This is a genomic window from Pseudonocardia alni, assembly GCF_002813375.1.
Classification (GTDB): Bacteria; Actinomycetota; Actinomycetes; order Mycobacteriales; family Pseudonocardiaceae; genus Pseudonocardia; species Pseudonocardia alni.
In genome coordinates this window covers 2,817,170-2,836,560 of record NZ_PHUJ01000003.1, presented here as the reverse complement: position 1 = coordinate 2,836,560, position 19,391 = coordinate 2,817,170, and the positions used below count along the sequence as shown (strand labels likewise).

At 74.3% G+C, this 19,391-nt stretch carries 17 protein-coding genes; 10 read left to right on the top strand and 7 right to left on the bottom strand.

Annotation, left to right across the window (positions count from 1 at the left end; translation table 11 throughout):
• Positions 1-20: 20 nt before the first annotated feature.
• Together ATL51_RS14070 and ATL51_RS14065 are read left to right on the top strand one after the other, a co-directional pair.
• Complete coding sequence (locus ATL51_RS14070; protein ID WP_100880706.1) at positions 21-833, top strand: ABC transporter ATP-binding protein; 813 nt, start codon at positions 21-23, stop codon at positions 831-833.
• On the top strand, positions 830-2,953 hold the full coding sequence (locus tag ATL51_RS14065) for an FtsX-like permease family protein (RefSeq protein ID WP_100878844.1): 2,124 nt from the start codon (positions 830-832) through the stop codon (positions 2,951-2,953). The genes ATL51_RS14070 and ATL51_RS14065 overlap by 4 nt, the downstream gene beginning before the upstream one ends.
• 55 nt (positions 2,954-3,008) lie before the next feature.
• Here ATL51_RS14065 and ATL51_RS14060 read toward each other — a convergent pair whose 3' ends face one another.
• Positions 3,009-3,440, bottom strand: a complete 432-nt coding sequence (locus ATL51_RS14060) for a nitroreductase family deazaflavin-dependent oxidoreductase (protein WP_073576653.1) — start codon at positions 3,438-3,440, stop codon at positions 3,009-3,011.
• Positions 3,441-3,639: 199 nt separating this feature from the next.
• Between ATL51_RS14060 and thiC the strand changes: the two genes are divergently transcribed.
• The 5 genes from thiC to ATL51_RS14035 all read left to right on the top strand — a co-directional run bounded on the left by thiC (position 3,640) and on the right by ATL51_RS14035 (position 10,136).
• Complete coding sequence (gene thiC / locus ATL51_RS14055; RefSeq protein ID WP_100878843.1) at positions 3,640-5,277, top strand: phosphomethylpyrimidine synthase ThiC; 1,638 nt, start codon at positions 3,640-3,642, stop codon at positions 5,275-5,277.
• 195 nt (positions 5,278-5,472) lie between these two features.
• Complete coding sequence (gene thiD, locus ATL51_RS14050; protein ID WP_174565890.1) at positions 5,473-6,324, top strand: bifunctional hydroxymethylpyrimidine kinase/phosphomethylpyrimidine kinase; 852 nt, start codon at positions 5,473-5,475, stop codon at positions 6,322-6,324.
• 190 nt (positions 6,325-6,514) lie between these two features.
• A complete protein-coding gene (locus tag ATL51_RS14045; protein ID WP_073576650.1) occupies positions 6,515-8,776 on the top strand; it encodes a xanthine dehydrogenase family protein molybdopterin-binding subunit in 2,262 nt (753 codons plus the stop codon).
• On the top strand, positions 8,773-9,321 hold the full coding sequence (locus tag ATL51_RS14040; protein ID WP_100878842.1) for a (2Fe-2S)-binding protein: 549 nt from the start codon (positions 8,773-8,775) through the stop codon (positions 9,319-9,321). Before ATL51_RS14045 ends, ATL51_RS14040 begins: the two co-directional genes overlap by 4 nt.
• On the top strand, positions 9,318-10,136 hold the full coding sequence (locus ATL51_RS14035; RefSeq protein ID WP_100878841.1) for an FAD binding domain-containing protein: 819 nt from the start codon (positions 9,318-9,320) through the stop codon (positions 10,134-10,136). The genes ATL51_RS14040 and ATL51_RS14035 overlap by 4 nt, the downstream gene beginning before the upstream one ends.
• Before the next feature lie 51 nt (positions 10,137-10,187).
• On the opposite strand, the gene ATL51_RS14030 is transcribed toward ATL51_RS14035, so the two are convergent.
• A complete protein-coding gene (locus tag ATL51_RS14030; protein WP_100878840.1) occupies positions 10,188-10,871 on the bottom strand; it encodes a response regulator transcription factor in 684 nt (227 codons plus the stop codon).
• Positions 10,868-12,085, bottom strand: a complete 1,218-nt coding sequence (locus tag ATL51_RS14025; RefSeq protein WP_100878839.1) for a sensor histidine kinase — start codon at positions 12,083-12,085, stop codon at positions 10,868-10,870. The genes ATL51_RS14030 and ATL51_RS14025 overlap by 4 nt, the downstream gene beginning before the upstream one ends.
• A gap of 110 nt (positions 12,086-12,195) precedes the next feature.
• Here ATL51_RS14025 and ATL51_RS14020 point away from each other — a divergent pair, with 110 nt between their 5' ends.
• Together ATL51_RS14020 and ATL51_RS14015 are read left to right on the top strand one after the other, a co-directional pair.
• Positions 12,196-12,795 carry a hypothetical protein gene (locus tag ATL51_RS14020; protein ID WP_100878838.1) on the top strand — a complete coding sequence of 200 codons (600 nt, stop codon included), beginning with the start codon at positions 12,196-12,198 and terminating at the stop codon, positions 12,793-12,795.
• Positions 12,785-13,921, top strand: a complete 1,137-nt coding sequence (locus ATL51_RS14015) for a DUF418 domain-containing protein (protein WP_100878837.1) — start codon at positions 12,785-12,787, stop codon at positions 13,919-13,921. The genes ATL51_RS14020 and ATL51_RS14015 overlap by 11 nt, the downstream gene beginning before the upstream one ends.
• Here ATL51_RS14015 and mftM read toward each other — a convergent pair.
• A complete protein-coding gene (gene mftM / locus ATL51_RS28215; RefSeq protein WP_157818359.1) occupies positions 13,875-14,585 on the bottom strand; it encodes a mycofactocin oligosaccharide methyltransferase MftM in 711 nt (236 codons plus the stop codon). The genes ATL51_RS14015 and mftM overlap by 47 nt on opposite strands.
• A gap of 128 nt (positions 14,586-14,713) precedes the next feature.
• Positions 14,714-15,274, bottom strand: a complete 561-nt coding sequence (locus ATL51_RS28210; RefSeq protein ID WP_157818358.1) for a hypothetical protein — start codon at positions 15,272-15,274, stop codon at positions 14,714-14,716.
• Between the two features lie 177 nt (positions 15,275-15,451).
• Here ATL51_RS28210 and ATL51_RS14005 point away from each other — a divergent pair, with 177 nt between their 5' ends.
• Positions 15,452-16,447: a zinc-binding alcohol dehydrogenase family protein gene (locus ATL51_RS14005; protein WP_100878836.1), complete on the top strand. Its 996-nt coding sequence runs from the start codon at positions 15,452-15,454 to the stop codon at positions 16,445-16,447.
• Positions 16,448-16,501: 54 nt separating this feature from the next.
• Here the strand turns inward: ATL51_RS14005 and ATL51_RS14000 are convergent, their stop codons facing one another.
• On the bottom strand, positions 16,502-18,043 hold the full coding sequence (locus tag ATL51_RS14000; RefSeq protein ID WP_100878835.1) for a VWA domain-containing protein: 1,542 nt from the start codon (positions 18,041-18,043) through the stop codon (positions 16,502-16,504).
• 12 nt (positions 18,044-18,055) lie between these two features.
• Entirely contained in the window at positions 18,056-19,330 is a 1,275-nt protein-coding gene (locus ATL51_RS13995; protein ID WP_100878834.1) for an AAA family ATPase, read from the bottom strand.
• Positions 19,331-19,391: the final 61 nt, after the last annotated feature.

The window sequence follows — 19,391 nt, the reverse complement described above, 5'->3', positions numbered from 1 at the left end:
CCGGCGGCACCGTGACCGTCATGATCGAGGGGTTGAGGAGTCCGGCCGACGTGCCTGCACGGATCGCCGCCGCGACGGTGAACCTGGTCCGCACCTACGGGACGGGACGGGCCGCGGTCCGCGCGTTGGACGGGATCACGCTGTGGCTTCCCGCCGGCCGGTTCACCGCGGTGATGGGGCCGAGCGGCTCGGGCAAGTCCACGCTGCTGCACTGCCTGGCCGGGCTCGACCGGCCGACGTCGGGGCAGGTGGTGCTGGGCGGGACCGACCTGGGGAGCCTGAACGACACCGCGCTGACCCGGGTGCGCCGCGACCGGATGGGCTTCGTGTTCCAGGACGGCAACCTGCTCGGGCACCTCACGGCCGGGGAGAACATCGACCTCGCCGCCTCGCTGGCCGGACGCAGGCCCAACCACGCGTGGCGGGCCGAGCTCGTCGAGCGGCTCGGCATCGCCGACCGGCTCACCCACCTGCCCTCGGAGCTGTCCGGCGGGCAGCGCCAGCGCGTCGCGGTGGCCCGGGCGCTGCTGGGCCGCCCGGAGATCGTCGTCGCCGACGAGCCGACCGGCGCGCTCGACACCCGCTCCGGACGCGAGCTGCTGGGTCTGCTGCGCGCCTGCGTCGACGACTACGGCCAGACCGTTGTCATGGTCACCCACGACCCACTGGCCGCCGCCGCGTCGGACCAGGTCCTGCTGCTGCGCGACGGCCGCGCCGCCGGCCGGCTGGACCGGCCCACCCCGGACCGGGTGCTGTCCGCGATGGGCGCCCTGACCGGCGCCGACGACCCGGCGACCGCCGACGTCACGATCACCGGCCCGGTGGCGCGGTGAACCCGGCGACCCGCGCGGCCGTCGCCGGCGCCCGGCGCAGCCCGCGACGGCTGCTGCTGACCGGGCTCGCCGTGCTGGTGGCGACGGTGTTCGCCGCCGGCGCGGTGATCCTCACCGCGACCCTGCGCGGCGAGGTCACCGGCAGCCTGTCCTCGGTGCCCGCCGGAGCGGCCTACAGCCTCGAGACCGGCGGTCCGTCCGACGGCGCGGACCCCGCCGCGGTCGTCGACCGGCTGCGGGCGGTTCCCGGGGTCGACGCGGTGTCGGAGTCGCGCTCCGGTCCCTCCTCGGTCGAGGCGGGTGCCGCGAGCGGCAGCTGGACGCTCTCCACCGACCCGATGACCGGGCCGCTGAGCACCCTGGACCCGCTGACGGCGGGCCGGCTGCCGTCGGGGCCCGGTGAGGTGCTGGTCGGCGCGGGCACCGCGGAGCGCACCGGTCTCGCACCCGGCGCGCTCGTCGGCATCGGCGGCCGGACGCTGACCGTCACCGGGGTCGTGCCGCTGCGCTCCGGGAACGGGGACGCACTGGTGGTGCCCGACGGCGACCCGGCCGCGACCGCGCTGTACGGCGGCCGGATCGCCGTCGCGGGCTCCCCGGACCCGGCCGCGCTGGCCGCCGTGCCGGGGGTCGGCGCGGTGGCGACCGCCGACGAGCAGCGCGACGCGGACCTCGCGTCGGCCTCCGCGTCGGCGGACGCGCTGCTGGCGGGGCTGTCAGTGTTCGTGGGGCTCGCGCTGGTCGCCGCGGCGGTGGTCGTGGCCTCCACGTTCCGGATCGTGCTGGCGCGCCGTACCCGGGAGCTGGCGCTGCTGCGGTGCGTCGGGGCGAGCCGCGGGCAGGTGGCGCGCTCGGTGCTGGCCGAGGCGGTGCTGACCGGTGTCGTCGCCGGGGCCGGGGGAGCGGCCCTCGCCGTCGCCGGGGGGTGGGCGGTGTCGGCCGTGGTGGGCGCGACCGGGACGGAGGTCCCGGAGCTCGTGGTGCCGTGGGGACGGCTCGCGGGCTGCGTGCTGCTCGCCGTCGTCGTGACGGTGCTGGCCGCGCTGTCCCCCGCACTGGCCGCCGGGCGGACCCCGCCGGTGGTCGCGCTGGGTGCCGCCGACGCGACCGGCGCCCGCGGCCCGCGGGCCCGGGTCCGGGTGACGCTCGCCGCGCTCGCGCTGCTCGCCGCCGGGGCACTCGCCGCCCTCGCGGTGGAGCTCGGCGATGCGCTGACCGGGACCGCGCTGGCCGCGCTGTCCGGGATGAGCGTGTTCGCCGCGCTCGTGGTGGCGGGCCCGTTCGTGGTGTCCGGTGCGGCGGCACTGCTCGCGCCCCTGGTCGCGCGGTGGGCGCCGGGGCGGATCGCGGTCGGCAACGCCCGGCGTATGTCGCGGCGGACCGCGGCGATGACCACGGTCCTGTCGCTGGGCGTGGGGCTGACCGCCGCGCTGCTGGTCGCGGTGGCCGGGGCGTCCGCCGACGCGCGGGCGTCGATCGACCGCAACTACCCGGCCGACGTCGTCGTGTTCCCCGGGACCGTGGACCGGGACACGGACGCGCTCGCGGCCCGGCTGGATGCGGCCCCGGAGCTGACCGCCCGGGTGTCCGACGGCATCGTGCTCGTCGACCCGGTGCCGGGCGCGGACCCGGTCGCGGTGCGCTCCGCGGTGGCGCGGGGCGCGGGTGACGCGTCGGCCGCCTTCGTCGCGGACATGCGGGAACAGACCGAGAGGGCGGTCGGTGCCGTGCGCGGGATCGGACTCGGTCTGGTCGGGGTGACGTTGCTGGTGGCCGTCGTCGGGGTCGGCGTGACCCTGGCGCTGTCGGTCAGCGAACGGACCCGGGAGATCGCGCTGCTGCGCACCCTCGGGCTGTCGCGCGCCGCGTCCCGGCGCGCGGTGGCGGCCGAGGCGGCGCTGGCCGGGGCGGTCGCGGCAGTGCTGGGGGTGGTGATCGGCGGCGCCTACGGGGTACTGGCGCTCGCTGCGACCGGGATCGGTGCGCCCACCTCCGGTATCCCGCTGGGGCAGCTCGCCGCGCTGGCCGCGGCCGTCGTCGCGGTCGCGGTGGCCGCCTCGGTGGGGCCGGTGCGCCGAGCCGGGCGGATCGAGCCCGCGCACGGCGTCGTCGCGGCGTGAGGGCGCACCCGCGCGCCCGGACCGGGGGGTCGGGCGCGCGGGTGGCCGCGGCGGGTCAGCGCGCGGGCTCCAGGACGAAGACCGGGATGGTCCGGGAGGTCTTCTCCTGGTACTCCGCATAGGGCGGGTACGCCGCGACGGAGCGGTCCCACCACTCCTGGCGCTCGTCCCCGGTGACCTCGCGGGCGACGAAGGTGCCGGTCTGCGTGCCGTCCTGCACCTGGACCTGCGGGTTCGCGACCACGTTGTGGTACCAGGCCGGGTGCTCCGGGGTACCGCCCTTGGACGCGATCATCGCGTAGGAGCCGTCGTGCTCGACGCGCATCACCGGCACGTAGCGCTGCTTGCCGGACTTCGCGCCGGTCGTCGTGACCAGGATGATCGGACGGTCCATGACCGTGACGCCCTCGGTGGTGCCGTTCTCGAGGATCTTCTCGGTCTGCTCGCGGACCCAGTCGGTCGGGGAGAGCTCAGCGTTCTGCGTCATACCGGTGGAGAACCCGATACCTCCTGTGATCATTCCTCGCAGCCGGGTGAGGGGCTGGTGCGGGGCGCCGGACGGTGCCTACGGTGCCGGTGCACGACCAACTGAACACGCGGGAGCTCCGTCGCGCGGGGCTGAGAGGGCGACTCGCCGGTCGCCGACCGCAGAACCGGCCGGGTAATGCCGGCCAGGGAGGACTGTCATGACAACGGCACCAGTGCGCCCGCAGCAGGTCACCACCGGCCCGATCCAGGGGTCGGCCAAGGCCTGGATCTCCGGACCCGACGGCATCACCGTCCCGGTCCGGCGGATCTCGCTCTCCAACGGCGAGCACCACGACGTCTACGACACCTCCGGCCCGTACACCGACTCCGACGCGACCGTCGACCTGCACGCCGGGTTGCCCCGGCTGCGGGAGCCGTGGGTCGGGTCGCGGGAGCCGGGGACCCAGATGTCCTGGGCGCGGGCCGGGATCGTCACCCCGGAGATGGCCTACATCGCCGTCCGCGAGCGGTGCGACGCGGAGCTCGTCCGCGCCGAGCTCGCCCGCGGCCGGGCCGTGATCCCGGCCAACCGCAACCACCCCGAGTGCGAGCCGATGATCATCGGCAAGCGGTTCCTCACCAAGGTCAACGCCAACATCGGCAACTCCGCGGTGACCTCCTCGATCGCCGAGGAGGTGGAGAAGATGGTGTGGGCGACGCGGTGGGGTGCCGACACCGTGATGGACCTGTCGACGGGCCGGGACATCCACGAGACCCGCGAGTGGATCCTGCGCAACTCGCCGGTCCCCATCGGCACCGTCCCGATCTACCAGGCCCTGGAGAAGGTGAACGGCGACCCCGCCGCCCTGAGCTGGGAGGTCTACCGCGACACCGTGCTCGAGCAGTGCGAGCAGGGCGTGGACTACATGACCGTGCACGCCGGCGTGCTGCTGCGCCACGTGCCGCTCACCGCGAAGCGGGTCACCGGGATCGTCTCCCGCGGCGGGTCGATCATGGCCGCGTGGTGCCTGGCGCACCACGCCGAGTCGTTCCTCTACACCCACTTCGACGAGCTGTGCGAGATCCTGCGCCGCTACGACGTCACGTTCTCCCTCGGCGACGGCCTGCGCCCCGGCTCGATCGCCGACGCGAACGACGAGGCCCAGCTCGCCGAGCTCGCCACGCTCGGCGAGCTGACGAGGATCGCCCGCGGCCACGACGTGCAGGTCATGATCGAGGGTCCCGGCCACGTCCCGATGGACAAGATCGTCGAGAACGTGCGGCTGGAGGAGGAGTGGTGCGACGAGGCGCCGTTCTACACCCTCGGCCCGCTCGCCACCGACATCGCGCCCGGCTACGACCACATCACCTCCGCGATCGGCGCCGCCCGCATCGCCGAGGCCGGCACCGCGATGCTCTGCTACGTCACCCCGAAGGAACACCTGGGCCTGCCGAACCGCGACGACGTCAAGGTCGGCGTGATCAGCTACAAGATCGCCGCGCACGCCGCGGACCTGGCCAAGGGGCACCCGCACGCCCAGGCCCGCGACGACGCGCTCTCGCAGGCCCGGTTCGAGTTCCGCTGGCGTGACCAGTTCGCGCTGTCGCTCGACCCGGACACCGCGACCGCCTACCACGACGAGACGTTGCCGGCCGAGCCCGCGAAGACGGCGCACTTCTGCTCGATGTGCGGGCCGAAGTTCTGCTCGATGAAGATCACCCAGGACGTCCGGGACTACGCCGAGGCGCACGGGCTGACCAGCGTGGAGGCGATCGAGGCCGGGATGGCGGAGAAGTCCGGGGAGTTCCGCGACGAGGGCGGCCGGGTGTACCTGCCGATCTCCGCGACGGACTGACGCCCGGACCGGGACGTGCACTGCCGGGGCCGCGGGGATCCCACCCGCGGCCCCGGCACCGTCTACCGTCGTCGGCGACCACGCACGACGCGGGAGCTCGCGGAGCAGGCGGGCTGAGAGGGCGGCCGGGTCCCACCGGACCGGCGCCGCCGACCGCGGACCGGCCGGGTAATGCCGGCCAGGGAGGACACGTCCATGGAACCCACCGTCGGCACCACACCCCCGCGGGTCATGACGATCGCCGGAACCGACTCCGGCGGCGGCGCGGGCATCGCCGCGGACCTGCGCACCTTCGCCGCCTGCGGGGTGCACGGCTGCCTCGCCGTCTGCGCGGTGACCGTGCAGAACTCGGTGGGCGTCACCGGCGTCCACACGATCCCGGTCGACACGATCGCCGGGCAGATCGCGACGGTCGCCTCCGACATCGGGCTGCAGGCCGCGAAGACCGGGATGCTCGCGAACGCCGAGATCATCGAGACCGTCGCGCGGGCCTGCGACGGATGCGGCATCGGCGCCGGTCTGGCCACGCCGTTCGTCGTCGACCCGGTCGCGGCCTCGATGCACGGGGACCCGCTGCTGGCCGCCGAGGCGCTGGACGCCTACCGGCACACGCTGTTCCCGCGGGCCACGCTGGTCACCCCGAACCTCGACGAGATCCGGCTGCTCGTCGAGCACGACGTCCACGACCGCGCGGGCCAGTACGCCGCGGCGAAGGCGCTGCACGCGCTCGGCCCGCGCGCGGTCCTGGTGAAGGGCGGCCACCTCGCCGAGGACACCGACGGTTGCCTGGACCTGCTCTACGACGGCGAGACCGCCGTCGAGCTGCCCGGCCCGCGCTTCGACACCGGCCACACCCACGGCGGCGGGGACTCCCTGGCCGCCGCGATCGCGTCCGGGCTCGCCCGCGGGATGGAGCTGGAGGCGGCGGTCCGGTTCGGGAAGCGCTACATCGTCGAGGCGGTCCGCCACGCCTACCCGCTGGGTGCCGGGCACGGACCGGTCTCGGCGCTGTGGGCCGGACGGCCGTGGTGGGACGAACGCGACTGACCCTCGCCGGTCCTTGGATACGAGATGGATGCGATCTCAACAGATCCGAGGTCGGGGACGACCGGCCCCCGGCGTGCCGCAGATGCGGTGATCTGCCCGCGCGTCGCTCCGCGAAGGGTGCCCTGACCTGGGGATCGGGCGCTGTGGTCTGCATCGCACAGGGCGGTGGAGATGTATACGCTCGCGTCCGATGAGCATCTTGGGCACCCGCGTCGTCCGCACCGAGGATCCGGTCTTCCTCACGCGCGGCGCGACCTACACCGACGACCTGACCGAGGAGCGGCTGACCGGGGCGTTGCACCTGACGCTCGTCCGCTCCCCGCTCGCCCACGCGACGATCACGTCGATCGACACCTCGGCGGCGCTCGCGTCGCCCGGCGTCGTCGCCGTCGTCACCGGGGCCGACCTCGACATCGCACCGGCACTGCTGTTCCCGGGCGCGAACAAGGTCATGACCCGCCCGTTCCTCGCGACCGACCGCGTGCGGTTCGTCGGCGAGCCGGTCGCCGCGGTCCTCACCGAGGAGTTCTACCAGGGTGAGGACGCGGCCGAGCTGGTCGACGTCGAGTACGAGCCCCTGGACGTGGTGATCGACCCGCTGGCCGCCGCCCGCGACGAGACGCTGCTGTTCCCCGAGGCCGGGACCAACACCGCGGCCGCCTACGGGCACGACGAGGAGCAGGACGCCTCGTTCTTCGACGGCTGCGAGGTCGTCGTCACCCGGGACCTGGTGAACCAGCGCCTGGCCGCGGCCCCGCTGGAGACCCGGGCCGCGAGCGCCTTCTGGGAGGGCGACCGCGTCACCGTCTACATGTCCAACCAGAACGCCCAGGGCGGCCGCGACGAGATCGCCGGCTGGCTGGGCCTGGACAAGGAGAAGGTGCGGGTCGTCCTGCCGGACGTCGGCGGCGGCTTCGGCGCGAAGATCGGGTCCGACCCCGAGTTCGCCCTCGTCGCGTGGCTCGCCCGGCAGCAGGGCCGTCCGGTCCGCTGGAACGAGTCCCGCTCCGAGAACATGACCGGCATGGTGCAGGGCCGGGCCCAGCGCCAGACCGTCACGATCGGCGGCACCCGCGCGGGCAAGGTCACCCACTACCGGCTCGACGTCGTGCAGGACCTCGGCGCCTACCCGCGCCTGGGCACCTTCCTGCCGATGTTCACGCGGATGATGGCGCCCGGCACCTACGATATCGAGCACGTCGACTCCCGCGCGAAGGCCGTCGTCACCAACACGACCTCGGTCGCCGCCTACCGCGGCGCCGGCCGCCCCGAGGCGACCGCCGCGATCGAGCGCGCGATGGACCTGTTCGCGGCCGAGATCGGCAAGGACCCGGCCGAGGTCCGCAAGCTCAACGTCGTCGCGCCGGACCGGTTCCCGTTCCAGACCAAGGGCGGGGTGGAGTACGACTCCGGCGAGTACGCCAAGGCGATCGACCTCGCCCTGGAGAACGCCGGCTACGACCGGCTGCGCGCCGAGCAGAAGGCCCGCCGCGAGTCCGGCGACGCCCGCCAGATCGGCATCGGCGTGTCCTCCTACGTCGAGATCACCGGTGGTGGCGCGTTCGCCGAGGACGCCTCGGTCGAGGTGCACCCGGACGGCTCGGTGACCGTGCTGACCGGCACCTCCCCGCACGGCCAGGGGCACGCGACGGCGTGGGCGATGCTCGCGTCCGACCAGCTCGGCGTCCCGATCGAGAAGATCACCGTCAAGCACGGCGACACCGACCTCGTCCCGCGCGGCGGCGGCACCATGGGGTCGCGGTCGCTGCAGACCGGCGGCGTCGCGGTGCACCAGGCCTCGGCCGAGCTGATCGACCTCGCCAAGCAGCGCGCGGCCGAGCTGCTCGAGGCGGGTGTCGACGACCTGGAGCTCGACCCGGCGAACGCCGCGATCACCGTCAAGGGCGTCCCCGGCGCGAAGTCGGTGACCCTGGCGGAGCTGGCGGCCGCCGAGCAGCTCAAGGTCGACACCACCTGGGACGGCAAGAAGCCGACCTTCCCGTTCGGCGCGCACGTCTGCGTCGTCGAGGTCGACACCGAGTCCGGCAAGGTGACGGTCGAGAAGATCATCGCCGTCGACGACGCGGGTCCCATCCTCAACCCGCTGCTCTGCGACGGGCAGCGGCACGGCGGGATCGCCCAGGGCATCGCGCAGGCGCTGCTCGAGGAGGTCATCTACGACGAGGAGGGCCAGCCGCTCACCGGGACCTTCGCCGACTACGGCATCCCGTCGGCGGCCGAGCTGCCCAGCTTCGACCTGGTCGAGATGACGACCCCGACGCCGGTCAACCCGATGGGCTACAAGGGCATCGGCGAGGCCGGGACGATCGGCTCCACCCCCGCCACCCAGAGCGCGGTCATCGACGCCCTGTCCCACCTCGGCGTCACGCACATCGACATGCCCCTGACCCCGATGCGGGTCTGGGAAGCCATCCAGGAGGCCTCCAAGTGAAGGTCGAGATCACCGTCAACGGTGAGCCCACCAGCGCCGACGTGGAGCCCCGCCAGCTGCTCGCGCACTACCTGCGGGAGACCGTCGGGCTGAAGGCCACCAACATCGGCTGCGACACCACGTCCTGCGGTGCGTGCACCGTGCTGCTCGACGGCGACGCGGTCAAGTCGTGCACCGTGCTGTCGGTGCAGGCCGACCAGCAGTCGGTCACCACCATGGAGGGGCTCGACGGCGCGTCCGAGGGCCGCCCCGAGCACCCGGTCACCGCGGCGTTCCGGTCCGAGCACGGGCTGCAGTGCGGCTTCTGCACCCCGGGCATGGTCATGTCCGCGGTGTCGCTGATCAGCCACGACGACGACCTGGACGAGCGGAAGGTCCGTGAGGGCCTGGAGGGCAACCTCTGCCGCTGCACCGGCTACCACAACATCGTGCGCGCCGTGCTCGTCGCCGCGGGCAAGGACCCGGACGCCGCGCAGAAGTCCGAGGCCGAGTCCGACGCGCTGCGTACCGCGCCCGCCTTCTCCCGTGGGGAGGCCGGCGCATGATCCCCCTCGCGTTCGACTACGCCCGCCCCGACACCCTCGACGACGCCATCGCGCTGCTCGCCGAGAAGGGTGAGGACGCCAGCGTCCTGGCCGGCGGACACTCCCTGATCCCGGTCATGAAGGTGCGCCTCGGCGCGCCGGAGTTCCTGATCGACATCGGCCGGCTGCCGGAGCTGAGCTACATCCGCGTCGAGGGCGACGAGCTCGCCGTCGGTGCGGCGACCAAGCACCGCGACGTGGTCGACTCGGCCGAGGTCGCGACGGAGGTCCCGCTGCTCGGGGCCGTCGCCCGCACCGTCGGCGACCCGCAGATCCGGGCCCGGGGCACGCTGGGCGGCACCGTCGCCCACGCCGACCCGGCCGCGGACCTGCCCGCCGCGCTGCTCGCGCTGGACGCCACCGTCGTCCTGCAGGGGCCGCGCGGGAGGCGGACCGTGCCGATCGGCGAGTTCTACACCGGCGTGTTCACCACGGTCCGCGAGCCCGACGAGCTGATCGTCGAGATCCGGATCCCGCGCTGCGGGGACAAGGGCTGGGCGTACGAGAAGTTCACCCGTCGCAGCAACGACTGGGCGATCGTCGCCGTCGCCGTGTCCGACGACCGCATCGGCCTGGTCAACATGGGCTCGACCGCGCTGCGGGCGTCCGCCACCGAGCGGGCGCTGGCGGAGGGGAAGAGCATCGCCGAGGCGGCCGCGCTGGCCGCCGAGGGTGCCGAGCCGCCCGCCGACACCCACGGGTCGGTCGCGTACCGCACCCACCTGGTGCAGGTGCTGACCCGCCGCGCCCTGGAGACCGCGCACGGCGCGCGCTGACCCGCGCACCCGCGGCCCGCGTCCCTCCCCGGGGCGCGGGCCGTGGTCGTGTCAGGGCCCGGGACGGACCAGCCCCGCCTCCTGGGCGGCGATCGCGGCCTGGGTGCGGGAGCGCAGGCCCAGCTTCGCCAGGACACGCGAGACGTGCGTCTTCGTCGTCCCCTCCGAGATCACCAGCTCCGCGGACAGCTCCGCGTTCGAGAGCCCGCGGCCCAGCCCGGCGAGCACGTCGGTCTCGCGTGCGGTGAGCCTCTCCAGCCCCGGCACCGACGACGGCCGCGGCGCCCCCGCGTAGCGGCGGATCACCCGCCGGGTCACCTCCGGCGCCAGCACGCCCTCGCCGCGGGCGACCGCCCGGACCCCGTCGGTGAGCCGGGCCGCGTCGACCGACTTGAGCAGGAACCCGCCGGCGCCCGCCGCGAGCGCGCCGTCGACGAGCTCGTCGAGGTCGAACGTGGTCAGGACCAGGACCTGCGCGGACCCCGCCGCGGTGCCGATGCTCGTTCCGGTGGGCCTGCTCCCGGTGATCCGCCGGGTGGCCTCGATGCCGTCGATGCCGGGCATCCGGATGTCCATCAGCACGACGTCGGGCCGGTGCTCGGCGGCGGCCCGCACCGCGGCGAGCCCGTCGGCGACCTCGGCGACGACGTCGATGTCCGGTGCCGAGCCGAGGATCAGCACCAGCCCGGTGCGGACGGCCTCCTGGTCGTCGGCGACGACCACCCGGATGGTCACCGCTCCACCTCCGCCGGGCCCAGGGGCAGGTCGGCCCGGACCAGCCAGCCGTCGTCGTCGGGGCCCGCGTCCAGGGTGCCGCCGATGGCCCGGGCCCGCTCGCGCAGACCGTCGAGCCCGGTGCCGCCGTGCAGCCCGGGGCCCGCCGCGGGGCGCCGGCCGGGGCCGTTGCGCACCTCGACGAGCAGTCGGCGCGGGGTGTCGGGGGTGACGGCGAGGCGCACCGCCACGTCCGAGCCGGGCGCGTGCTTCGCCGCGTTGGTCAGCGACTCCTGCACGATCCGGTACCCGGCGAGGTCGACCGGGGCGGGCAGCGGGGCCGCACCGCGCCCGTCGCGCAGGACGGGGGACAGGCCGGCGGAGCGGGCCTCGTCCAGCAGGGTGTCGACCTCGGACAGCCGGGCGGGCGCTCCGGGCGGGTCGGCGGTGTCGTCGTCGCGCAGCAGCCCGATCATCGTGCGCATCTCCCCGAGCGCGGCGACGCCGGAGGACCGCACCGTCCTCAGCACCCGCCGGACCAGCGCGGGGTCGGCGCCGGGCTGCAGTGCCGCCTCGGACTGCAGCGCGATCGCCGACAGCCGCCCGGCGACGACGTCGTGCAGGTCGCGGGCCATCCGGGCACGTTCCGCGGCGACGGCGGCGTCCCGCTCCCGGGCCGCCGTCCGCTCCACGGCGACGGCCCGTTCCCGCTCGACGGCCGCCAGGTCCCGGAACCGGCGCACCTCCAGCCCCCAGACCAGCGGGAGCCCGGCCACCAGCGTCAGGTTGAGCACGGCGTAGGTGCCGGTGCGGGTGCCCGCCACGAGCAGCGCGGCGACACCGAGGACGGTGGCGACCCCACCGGCGGCGACGGCCACCGCCCGCGCGGTGCGCCGTGGCGGGAACACCACGGCGCAGTAGAGCAGGTCGGTGAACACGAGCACCGTCCCGATCTCGGTGCGGCCGCCCAGGACGGGGCCCGCGACCAGGGCCGCCGTGCCGACCAGCAGGCCGGCGGGCACCGCGATCCGGCGCACCGCCGACGCGGCGCAGCCCAGCCCCATGACCAGCAGCGACACCGTCGTCGCCCCGGTGTCCGCGCCCCACCAGGTGATCCCTGCGTCGGGCAGCGCCCAGATCAGCAGCAGCCCGACCACGAACCACACCACGCCGGTACCGGCGTCCCGCAGCACCGACGGTGCGCCGCCGTCGCGGTTCACCAGGTACGTGATCACACCCCATCCCAGCACGCCCGGCGCCCGCGCGGCGTCCGTCGAAGGTGGTACGCGCGGATCGGTCGCACGCCGGACGCGTCACCGCGGCCGGGTCGGCACGATCACCGGCCATGGGGGAGTCCTTGTTCGCCGAGCCGCTGCTGTGGCTGATCGTCGGTGCCGAGATCGGGTTCTGGGTGTTCCTGCTGGCCGGGCTGGGGGCACGCTACGTGCTGCGCCGCCGGGGCCTGGGGGCGGTGCTGCTGCTGGGGGTGCCGCTGATGGACCTCGTGCTGGTCACCGCCTCGACGGTGGACCTCGCGACCGGCGGCGCACCGTCGCGGGTGCACGGGCTGGCCGCGCTCTACCTCGGGATCACCGTCGCGTTCGGGCACTCGCTGGTGCGGTGGGCCGACGTCCGGGGCGCCCACCGCTTCGCGGGCGGCCCGGCACCGGTGCGCCCGCCCCGGGGCGGGGTCGCCCGGACGCGGTACGAGTGGCGCGAGTACGGCAAGGTCGTCGCCGCCTGGGTGGTCACGGCGGCGGTGCTGGTCCTGCTGTCGGTGGCCGGCGGCCGCGCGTTCCCGGCGCCGGGCGCCTGGCCGGAGGACCCGATGTGGTCCTGGCTCGCGACGGCGTCGCTGGCCGCCGGGATCTGGTTCGTCGTGGGGCCGCTGTGGGCGACCGTCTTCCCCGGCAGCGGGGACCGGGAGCGCACCGGTGTCCGGTGACCGCCTCGCCGCCCCGGACGTGCTCCGTGGCCTCGCGATCGCCGGGACCTTCGCGACGAACGTCTGGGTGTTCGCCGATCCGCGCGGGCCGGGCGCGGTGTTCGCCGGGTTCGCCGGGGGCTGGTGGCTCGACACCGCGCTCCGCGCCGTCGCGAACGGGAAGTTCCTCGCGCTGCTCACGCTGCTGTTCGGGATCGGGATGGAGCTGCAGTACCGCTCGGCGGTGCGCCGCGGCCTGCGGTGGCCGGGCCGCCACCTCGCCCGCGCCGCGATCCTGTTCACCGAGGGACTGCTGCACTACGTGCTGGTCTTCGAGTTCGACGTGCTGATGGGCTACGCGACCGCCTCGGTGCTCGTCGCGTGGCTGGTGGGGCGGTCGGCGCGGGTGCGGGTGGCGGCCGCCTGCGTCGCCGGGGCGGTCACGGTGCTGCTGGTGGGCGGTGCGACCGCCGTGACGGCCGGGAGCACCGGCGCAGACGTGCCGCTCCCGCCGTACCCGGCGACCTGGACCGGGCAGGTGGCCGCACGGCTGGCCGACCCGCTGCTGTACCGGGTCGAGCTGGCGCTGATCGTCCCGTCGGCGGTGGTGCTGTTCCTGGCCGGGTCCGCGCTGCTGCGCGCCGGGCTGTTCGACGCCGGTGCGACCACCCTGCGCCGACGGATGATCGGCACCGGGGTGGCCGGCGCGCTGCTCACGGTGCTCACCACGCTGGGCGGTGACCCGTGGTTCCTCGTCGAGCGCTACCTGATCGCCCCGCTGGTCGCGCTGGGGCTGCTCGGCCTGGTCCCGGAGGTCCTGGCTCGGCTGCGCGGCCCGGCCGGTCCGGTGCGGTGCGGGCTCATCGCGCTCGGCCGGACCGCGATGAGCTGCTACGTCGGCCAGAACGTCGTGGCCGCGGTGCTGTTCGGCGCCTGGGGGCTCGGCGTGGCCGGGGCGCTCGCCGGTGTCGCGGCGCCGCTGCGGACCGGGGCGGCGGTCGGGGTGTGGGTCCTCGTCGTCGCCGGGTCGGCCGCGGCGGCGGGGTGGTGGCTGCGCCGCCACGACCGCGGGCCGCTGGAGGCACTCACCCAGGCCCTGCTCAGAGGTCGATCACCAGCCAGCCGCCGTGGTGCTCGGACACCGTGAACGGATGGCCGGTGCGCTCCCCGATCCGGGTCAGGACGCGCTCGTCGAAGACCCGGACGTGACCCCAGGCGGGGTTCGGCTCGTTCTCGAACGGGACGGCGACGACCACCCGTCGCCGGGCCAGGCGCAGCATCTCGACGACGACCTCGTCGCCGTCGGACTCGGACAGGTGCTCGACGAGGTGCACGGCGAACACGGTGTCCGCGCAGCCGTCGGGCAGGGCGACGGCACGCGCGTCGGCGACGTGGGTCTCGACGTCGGCGCCGAGCTGCGGCGCCATCCGGGTCAGCAGCTCGACGGTGCCGCCGGTCAGGTCGGTGGCGGTGACGCGATGGCCGTCGCGGGCCAGCTGCAGCGACAGGAAGCCGAAGCAGCAGCCGAGCTCCAGCACCTCCTCGCCCAGCACGAGGGAGCGGGCGCGGGCGTGCACCGGCGCCATCTCGGCGTTGGTGCCGCCGGGCTCGGGCTCACCGGCCAGCGCGTCGAGGGTGTTGCGGTAGAAGGCGAGCCACGCGTCGTCCGGGAGTTCGGGGTCCTTCGCGGCGCTCGCGACGCAGGCGACGAACGCCTCCTCGAAACGCTCGGCCGGCAGGATCCCGGGCTGCACCAGGGTGCGGTCCAGCCAGCCGGCGAGGTCGTTGGAGAGCCGGTCGGTTCCGATCATGGATCGCTCCTGTGCGTGCGGGGGCCCGCTCCACGCTAGGCGGTCGCGGGCACGCCGCACCACGTCCGACGGCCGGGTCCCTCCCCGTCCGGACGGTGGGGGCGGGCTCCGGTGCCGGTCCGGGATGCTCAGGCGCCCTGGGCGGCGAGCAGCCGGGCCTTCAGCGCGGCGTCCTTGTTGACCGGGTCGTGGGCGCCGTCCGGGGTCGTCCCCGCGGCGACGGCGATCGCGTTCATGGTGCCGACCATCCGGCACAGGTGGGCGATGCGGCGCTCGTCGGCGTCGACGGGCGGGGCGCCGTCGAGCAGGGCCAGGGTGCGGTTCACCCAGATCACCTCGGCGTGCATCCCGGCCTCCTCGAGCACACCGCGCAGCCGCAGCCCGATCTCGCGGCGGGACAGCCCGTTCCAGCTCTCGAGGGTGCGGGCATCGAGCGGGAACAGCAGGTCCCGGTCGCGCAGGTGGATCAGCTCCAGGGCGTGCGCACGACCGTAGGCGCAGTACATGCACCCGTTCACCAGGGAGATCGTGAGCCCGGCGAGGTGGGTGCGTACGGGGCCCAGCACGCGCAGGGTGACCAGGAAGCGCGGGAAGTTGGCCGCGAACCAGCGCAGCGCGGGCCCGCTGCCCATCGTGGTGACCATGGCCGGGATCACCCCCGGCGTGTAGCCCCACAGCGCGGTGCACACGCGACCGACGATCCGGAGGACCGCTCCGCCACCGTCCGACATCCGGCCCTCCTTTCCGAAGGGGACGCCCGATCGTACTCCGGGCGGCCCCTGCAGCGGCGCGAGATCGGCCGATCGGCCCAGCCGGGGGCATCGGTGCGTCGGGCGGCGGCCCGGTGGGGCGGATAGCGTCCGGTCATGGCTTCCGCACCCGCCGTCGTGGCGCCCCGACCGCTGCCCGTCGACGACCCCGAGTGCCTCGTCGACGCCGAGATCGAGGTCGGTGCGCCCGGCCCGCACGACCTGCTCGTCGACGTCCGCGCCGTCTCGGTGAACCCGGTGGACGGCAAGGTCCGTTCGTCGTTCGACCCGGCCGACGGGCCGAAGGTCCTCGGCTTCGACGCCGCGGGCGTCGTCGTCGAGGTGGGCGACCGGGTGCAGGGGTACGCCCCCGGCGACGAGGTCTACTACGCCGGCGCGATCGACCGGCCCGGCAGCAACGCCCACCGCCAGCTCGTCGACTCCCGCATCGTCGGGCGCAAGCCGTCGACCCTGGACTTCGCCGCCGCGGCCGCGCTGCCGCTGACCTCGATCACCGCGTGGGAGTGCCTGCACGACCACCTGCGCGTCACCGCCGACACCACCGGGACGCTGCTCGTCGTGTCCGCCGCGGGCGGGGTCGGGTCGATGGTCCTGCAGCTCGGCCGGCGCACCGGGCTGACGCTGGTCGGCACCGCCTCCCGCACGGAGTCCGCGGACTGGGCGCGGCAGATGGGTGCGCACGCGGTCGCCGACCACCACGACCTCGTCGGCACGGTGCGCGAGGTCGCCCCGGACGGCGTGCAGTACGTGTTCTCGCCGGTGTCTGCGGGCAACGTCGAGGCCTACGCCGAGCTGATGACCCCGCGCGGGACCGTCGTCGCCATCGACGAGCCGGAGGGCCTGGACACGCTCCCGCTGAAGACGAAGTCGCAGGCCTGGCACTGGGAGCTGATGTTCACCCGGCCGCTGTCGGAACCGGGCTCGACGGTGCAGCGGGAGATCCTGGACGAGGTGTCCCGGCTCGTGGACGCCGGGGAGCTGCGGACCACCGAGACGCGGCGCCTGCAGGGGCTGACCGCGGCGTCACTGCGGGAGGCGCACCGGCTCATCGAGTCCGGCGGCACCGTCGGGAAGATCGTGGTCGAGCGGTAGGCGGACCCCGGCGGGTGGCCCCGGTGCGGACACCGGCACCACCCACCGGCGGGGTCAGCGGCCGATCAGCTCGCCGGCCATCTCGTTCGTGGTCGCCTCGAAACCGGACAGGTCCCGGACCACGCGGACGCGGTCGCAGTACTCGGCGTAGGCGGGCAGGTCGCAGCGGCCGAGCCCCCACGAGTACCGCGGCTCCGGGGTCAGCCAGATCGTCTCCCGGGCCCGCCGGGTGATCTCGACGAACGCCTCCATGTTGGGGTCGTTGCCGTTCCCGCGGCCGTCGCCGAGCACCAGCACCGTCGTCCGGCGGGTGACCGCCGAGCCGTGGTCCTCCAGGAACTGGCCGAAGGCCAGGCCGTAGTTGGAGTTGGCGTCGACGTCGAGCTGGTCGCCCCCGAAGATCAGCCCGAGGGCGTGCTCGACGGGGTGGTCGGCGAACAGGTCGGTCACCTCGACCAGGTCGGCCACGAACGCGAACGAGCGGACCTGGCCGAACAGGTCCTGCAGACCGTGCACCAGGTGCAGGGTGAACCGCGCGGTGGCCCGGACCGACAGCGACACGTCGGCCAGCACCACCAGGCGCGGCTTGTCCTCCTGGCGCTGCACGGTGACCGGGGAGAACGGGACGCCGTCGTAGCGCATGTTCTTGCGCATGGTGCGGGCCGAGTCGATCCGGCCCCGCGGTGAGACCCGCCTGCGGTGTGTGAGGGCACCGTGCAGCGACTTGGCCAGCCGCCGCAACGAGTCCTCCAGCTGCATGCGCTCGGTCTCGCTCGCCCGGTCGACCTCGGCGACGCGTTCGGCGTCGTCGTGGCCCTCGACGATCCGCTGCTCGATCGCGAGCAGCTTCTCCAGGTGCGCCTTGAGCAGCTCCGGGAGGTTGTCGAGCACTCCGGTGAGGCGCCGGCGCAGCGCAGCGGCGTCGTCCTCGGTGCCCTGCTCCTCCTCCGACAGCCGGTCCTCCTCGGAGTTCAGCCAGCCCAGCAGCGCGTCCTGCTGGGCGACCGAGAGGTCGGCGTCGACCTTGGTGCCCTGCTGCTGGGAGATGTCCCCCGGCTGCCCGCCGCCGGAGAACCGGTCGGTCTCGATCTGCACGCGCTGGCCCTCGGTGGCGTCGCCCGCCTGCTCCTTGGACAGCACGATCTCGTCCGTCATCGAGGCCATGTCGATCTTGTTGGCCTCCTGGTGCAGGTTGTACTGCTCGGCCAGGTCCTCGGGGTCGAAGAACTCCTTGATGTCGACCGGGGCGCCGTGGTCGTGACCCTCCTGAGGGGTCTCCGACGGCTCCTCGGACAGCGTGAAGTTCTCCAGCGGGGTGTCGTCGGACAGATCGCCGTGTCCGTGGCCGTGCCCGTGGCCGGTGTCCGCCTCGCCCACCCTGACCAGGGCGAAGAACAGGTCGAAGACCTCGTCGAAGGTCGCCTCGTCACGCCGGTCCTTGATCAGCGCGATGCGCAGCGCCTCCTTGAGCACCGACTTGTCGGACAGCACCCCGGGCTGGGCGGCGCAGGCCATCGCGTCGAGCGCCTCGGACACCGAGATGCGCACCGACCGGATCCGCAGCAGCCGGACGAAACGGTGGATGCTCGCTTCCACTCCGGGCCCCGATCAGACCGGGCGCTTGCGGGAGCCGCCGAAGGAACGGGTGCCCTGGCCGGGCGAGACCTTCCGGATCGCCGACGGCGGCGGCGCGACCCCGCCGGGCAGGCCGCCGTAGATACCGCCGTGCCGTCCCGCCTGGTCCTTCGCGGCCCGCTTGGCGCGGCCGTCGACGTCGCCGTCGTCGTGCTCGTCGTCCACGCGGGCGGCCGGAGTACTCGGGGTCCGGGCCGCGGGCTCGTCGTGGTCGTGGTCCCCGTCGTGCCCGTGCCCGTGCCCGTGCCCGTGTCCGTGGCCGTGCTCGGTGACCACGGCGTTCGGGTCGACCAGCCGCGGCAGGGCGTCCAGGGCCTTCTTGACGTCCTTGTCGTACTTGACGACGACCGACACGGTGTCGGACAGGATCTGTGAGTTCAGCTCGTCGACCCCCAGCACAGCCAGGGTGCGGGCCCAGTCGATGGTCTCCGAGATCGACGGCGACTTGCGCAGCTCCAGCTCGCGCAGCCCGCGCACGACGTTGACGAGCTCCTCGGCCAGCTGGTCCGACAGCCCGGTCTTCTTCGACCTGACGATCTCCAGCTCGCGGGAGGCCGACGGGTAGTCGAGGAACAGGTGCAGGCAGCGGCGCTTGAGCGCGGCGGCGAGGTCGCGGGTGTTGTTGGAGGTCAGCAGCACGTACGGGCGCTGCTCGGCGACGAAGGTGCCGATCTCGGGCACGGAGATCTGGAACTCGCCCAGGGTCTCCAGCAGGACGGCCTCCAGGGCCTCGTCGGCGCGGTCGACCTCGTCGATCAGCAGCACGACGGGCTGTTCGGAGCGGATGGCCTCCAGCAGCGGGCGCGGGGCGAGGAAGCGCTCGGAGAAGAACACGCTCTCCTGGGACCCGATGCGGTCGACCGCGGAGGCGAGGTCGGGTGCGTCCTCGACGAGCTGCCCGATCTTCTCGCGGAGGATCTGGGTGTACATGAGCTGCTTGCCGTAGTCCCACTCGTACAGGGCCTTGGTCTCGTCCTGGCCCTCGTAGCACTGCAGGCGCAGCAGCCGGCGCCCGGTGGCGACGGCGAGCATCTTCGCCAGCTCGGTCTTGCCGACCCCGGCGGGCCCCTCCAGCAGCAGCGGCTTGTCCAGCCGGGTCAGCAGGAACACCGTCGTGGCCAGGCGGGTGTCGGCGATGTAGCCCTGCTCCCGCAGGGTCTCGATCACCTGGTCGACGGACTCGAACGGACCGGTCGAGGCGACGGCGTCCGCCGCCTCGGTCACAGTGGGGACGACAGCCTCGGACACGCGGATATCTCCTTCGCGGGCCGCACCGGCTCTGGTGCGGAGAAGAGCGGGGCCGCAGCCA

Bases quoted from the DNA above. Each gene is read 5' to 3' on its own strand.
- ATL51_RS14070 (WP_100880706.1), top strand. From the start codon at position 21: ATGATCGAGGGGTTGAGGAGTCCGGCCGACGTGCCTGCACGGATCGCC.
- ATL51_RS14060 (WP_073576653.1), bottom strand. From the start codon at position 3,440: ATGACGCAGAACGCTGAGCTCTCCCCGACCGACTGGGTCCGCGAGCAG.
- thiC (WP_100878843.1), top strand. From the start codon at position 3,640: ATGACAACGGCACCAGTGCGCCCGCAGCAGGTCACCACCGGCCCGATC.
- thiD (WP_174565890.1), top strand. From the start codon at position 5,473: ATGGAACCCACCGTCGGCACCACACCCCCGCGGGTCATGACGATCGCC.
- ATL51_RS14045 (WP_073576650.1), top strand. From the start codon at position 6,515: ATGAGCATCTTGGGCACCCGCGTCGTCCGCACCGAGGATCCGGTCTTC.
- ATL51_RS14035 (WP_100878841.1), top strand. From the start codon at position 9,318: ATGATCCCCCTCGCGTTCGACTACGCCCGCCCCGACACCCTCGACGAC.
- ATL51_RS14020 (WP_100878838.1), top strand. From the start codon at position 12,196: ATGGGGGAGTCCTTGTTCGCCGAGCCGCTGCTGTGGCTGATCGTCGGT.
- mftM (WP_157818359.1), bottom strand. From the start codon at position 14,585: ATGATCGGAACCGACCGGCTCTCCAACGACCTCGCCGGCTGGCTGGAC.
- ATL51_RS14005 (WP_100878836.1), top strand. From the start codon at position 15,452: ATGGCTTCCGCACCCGCCGTCGTGGCGCCCCGACCGCTGCCCGTCGAC.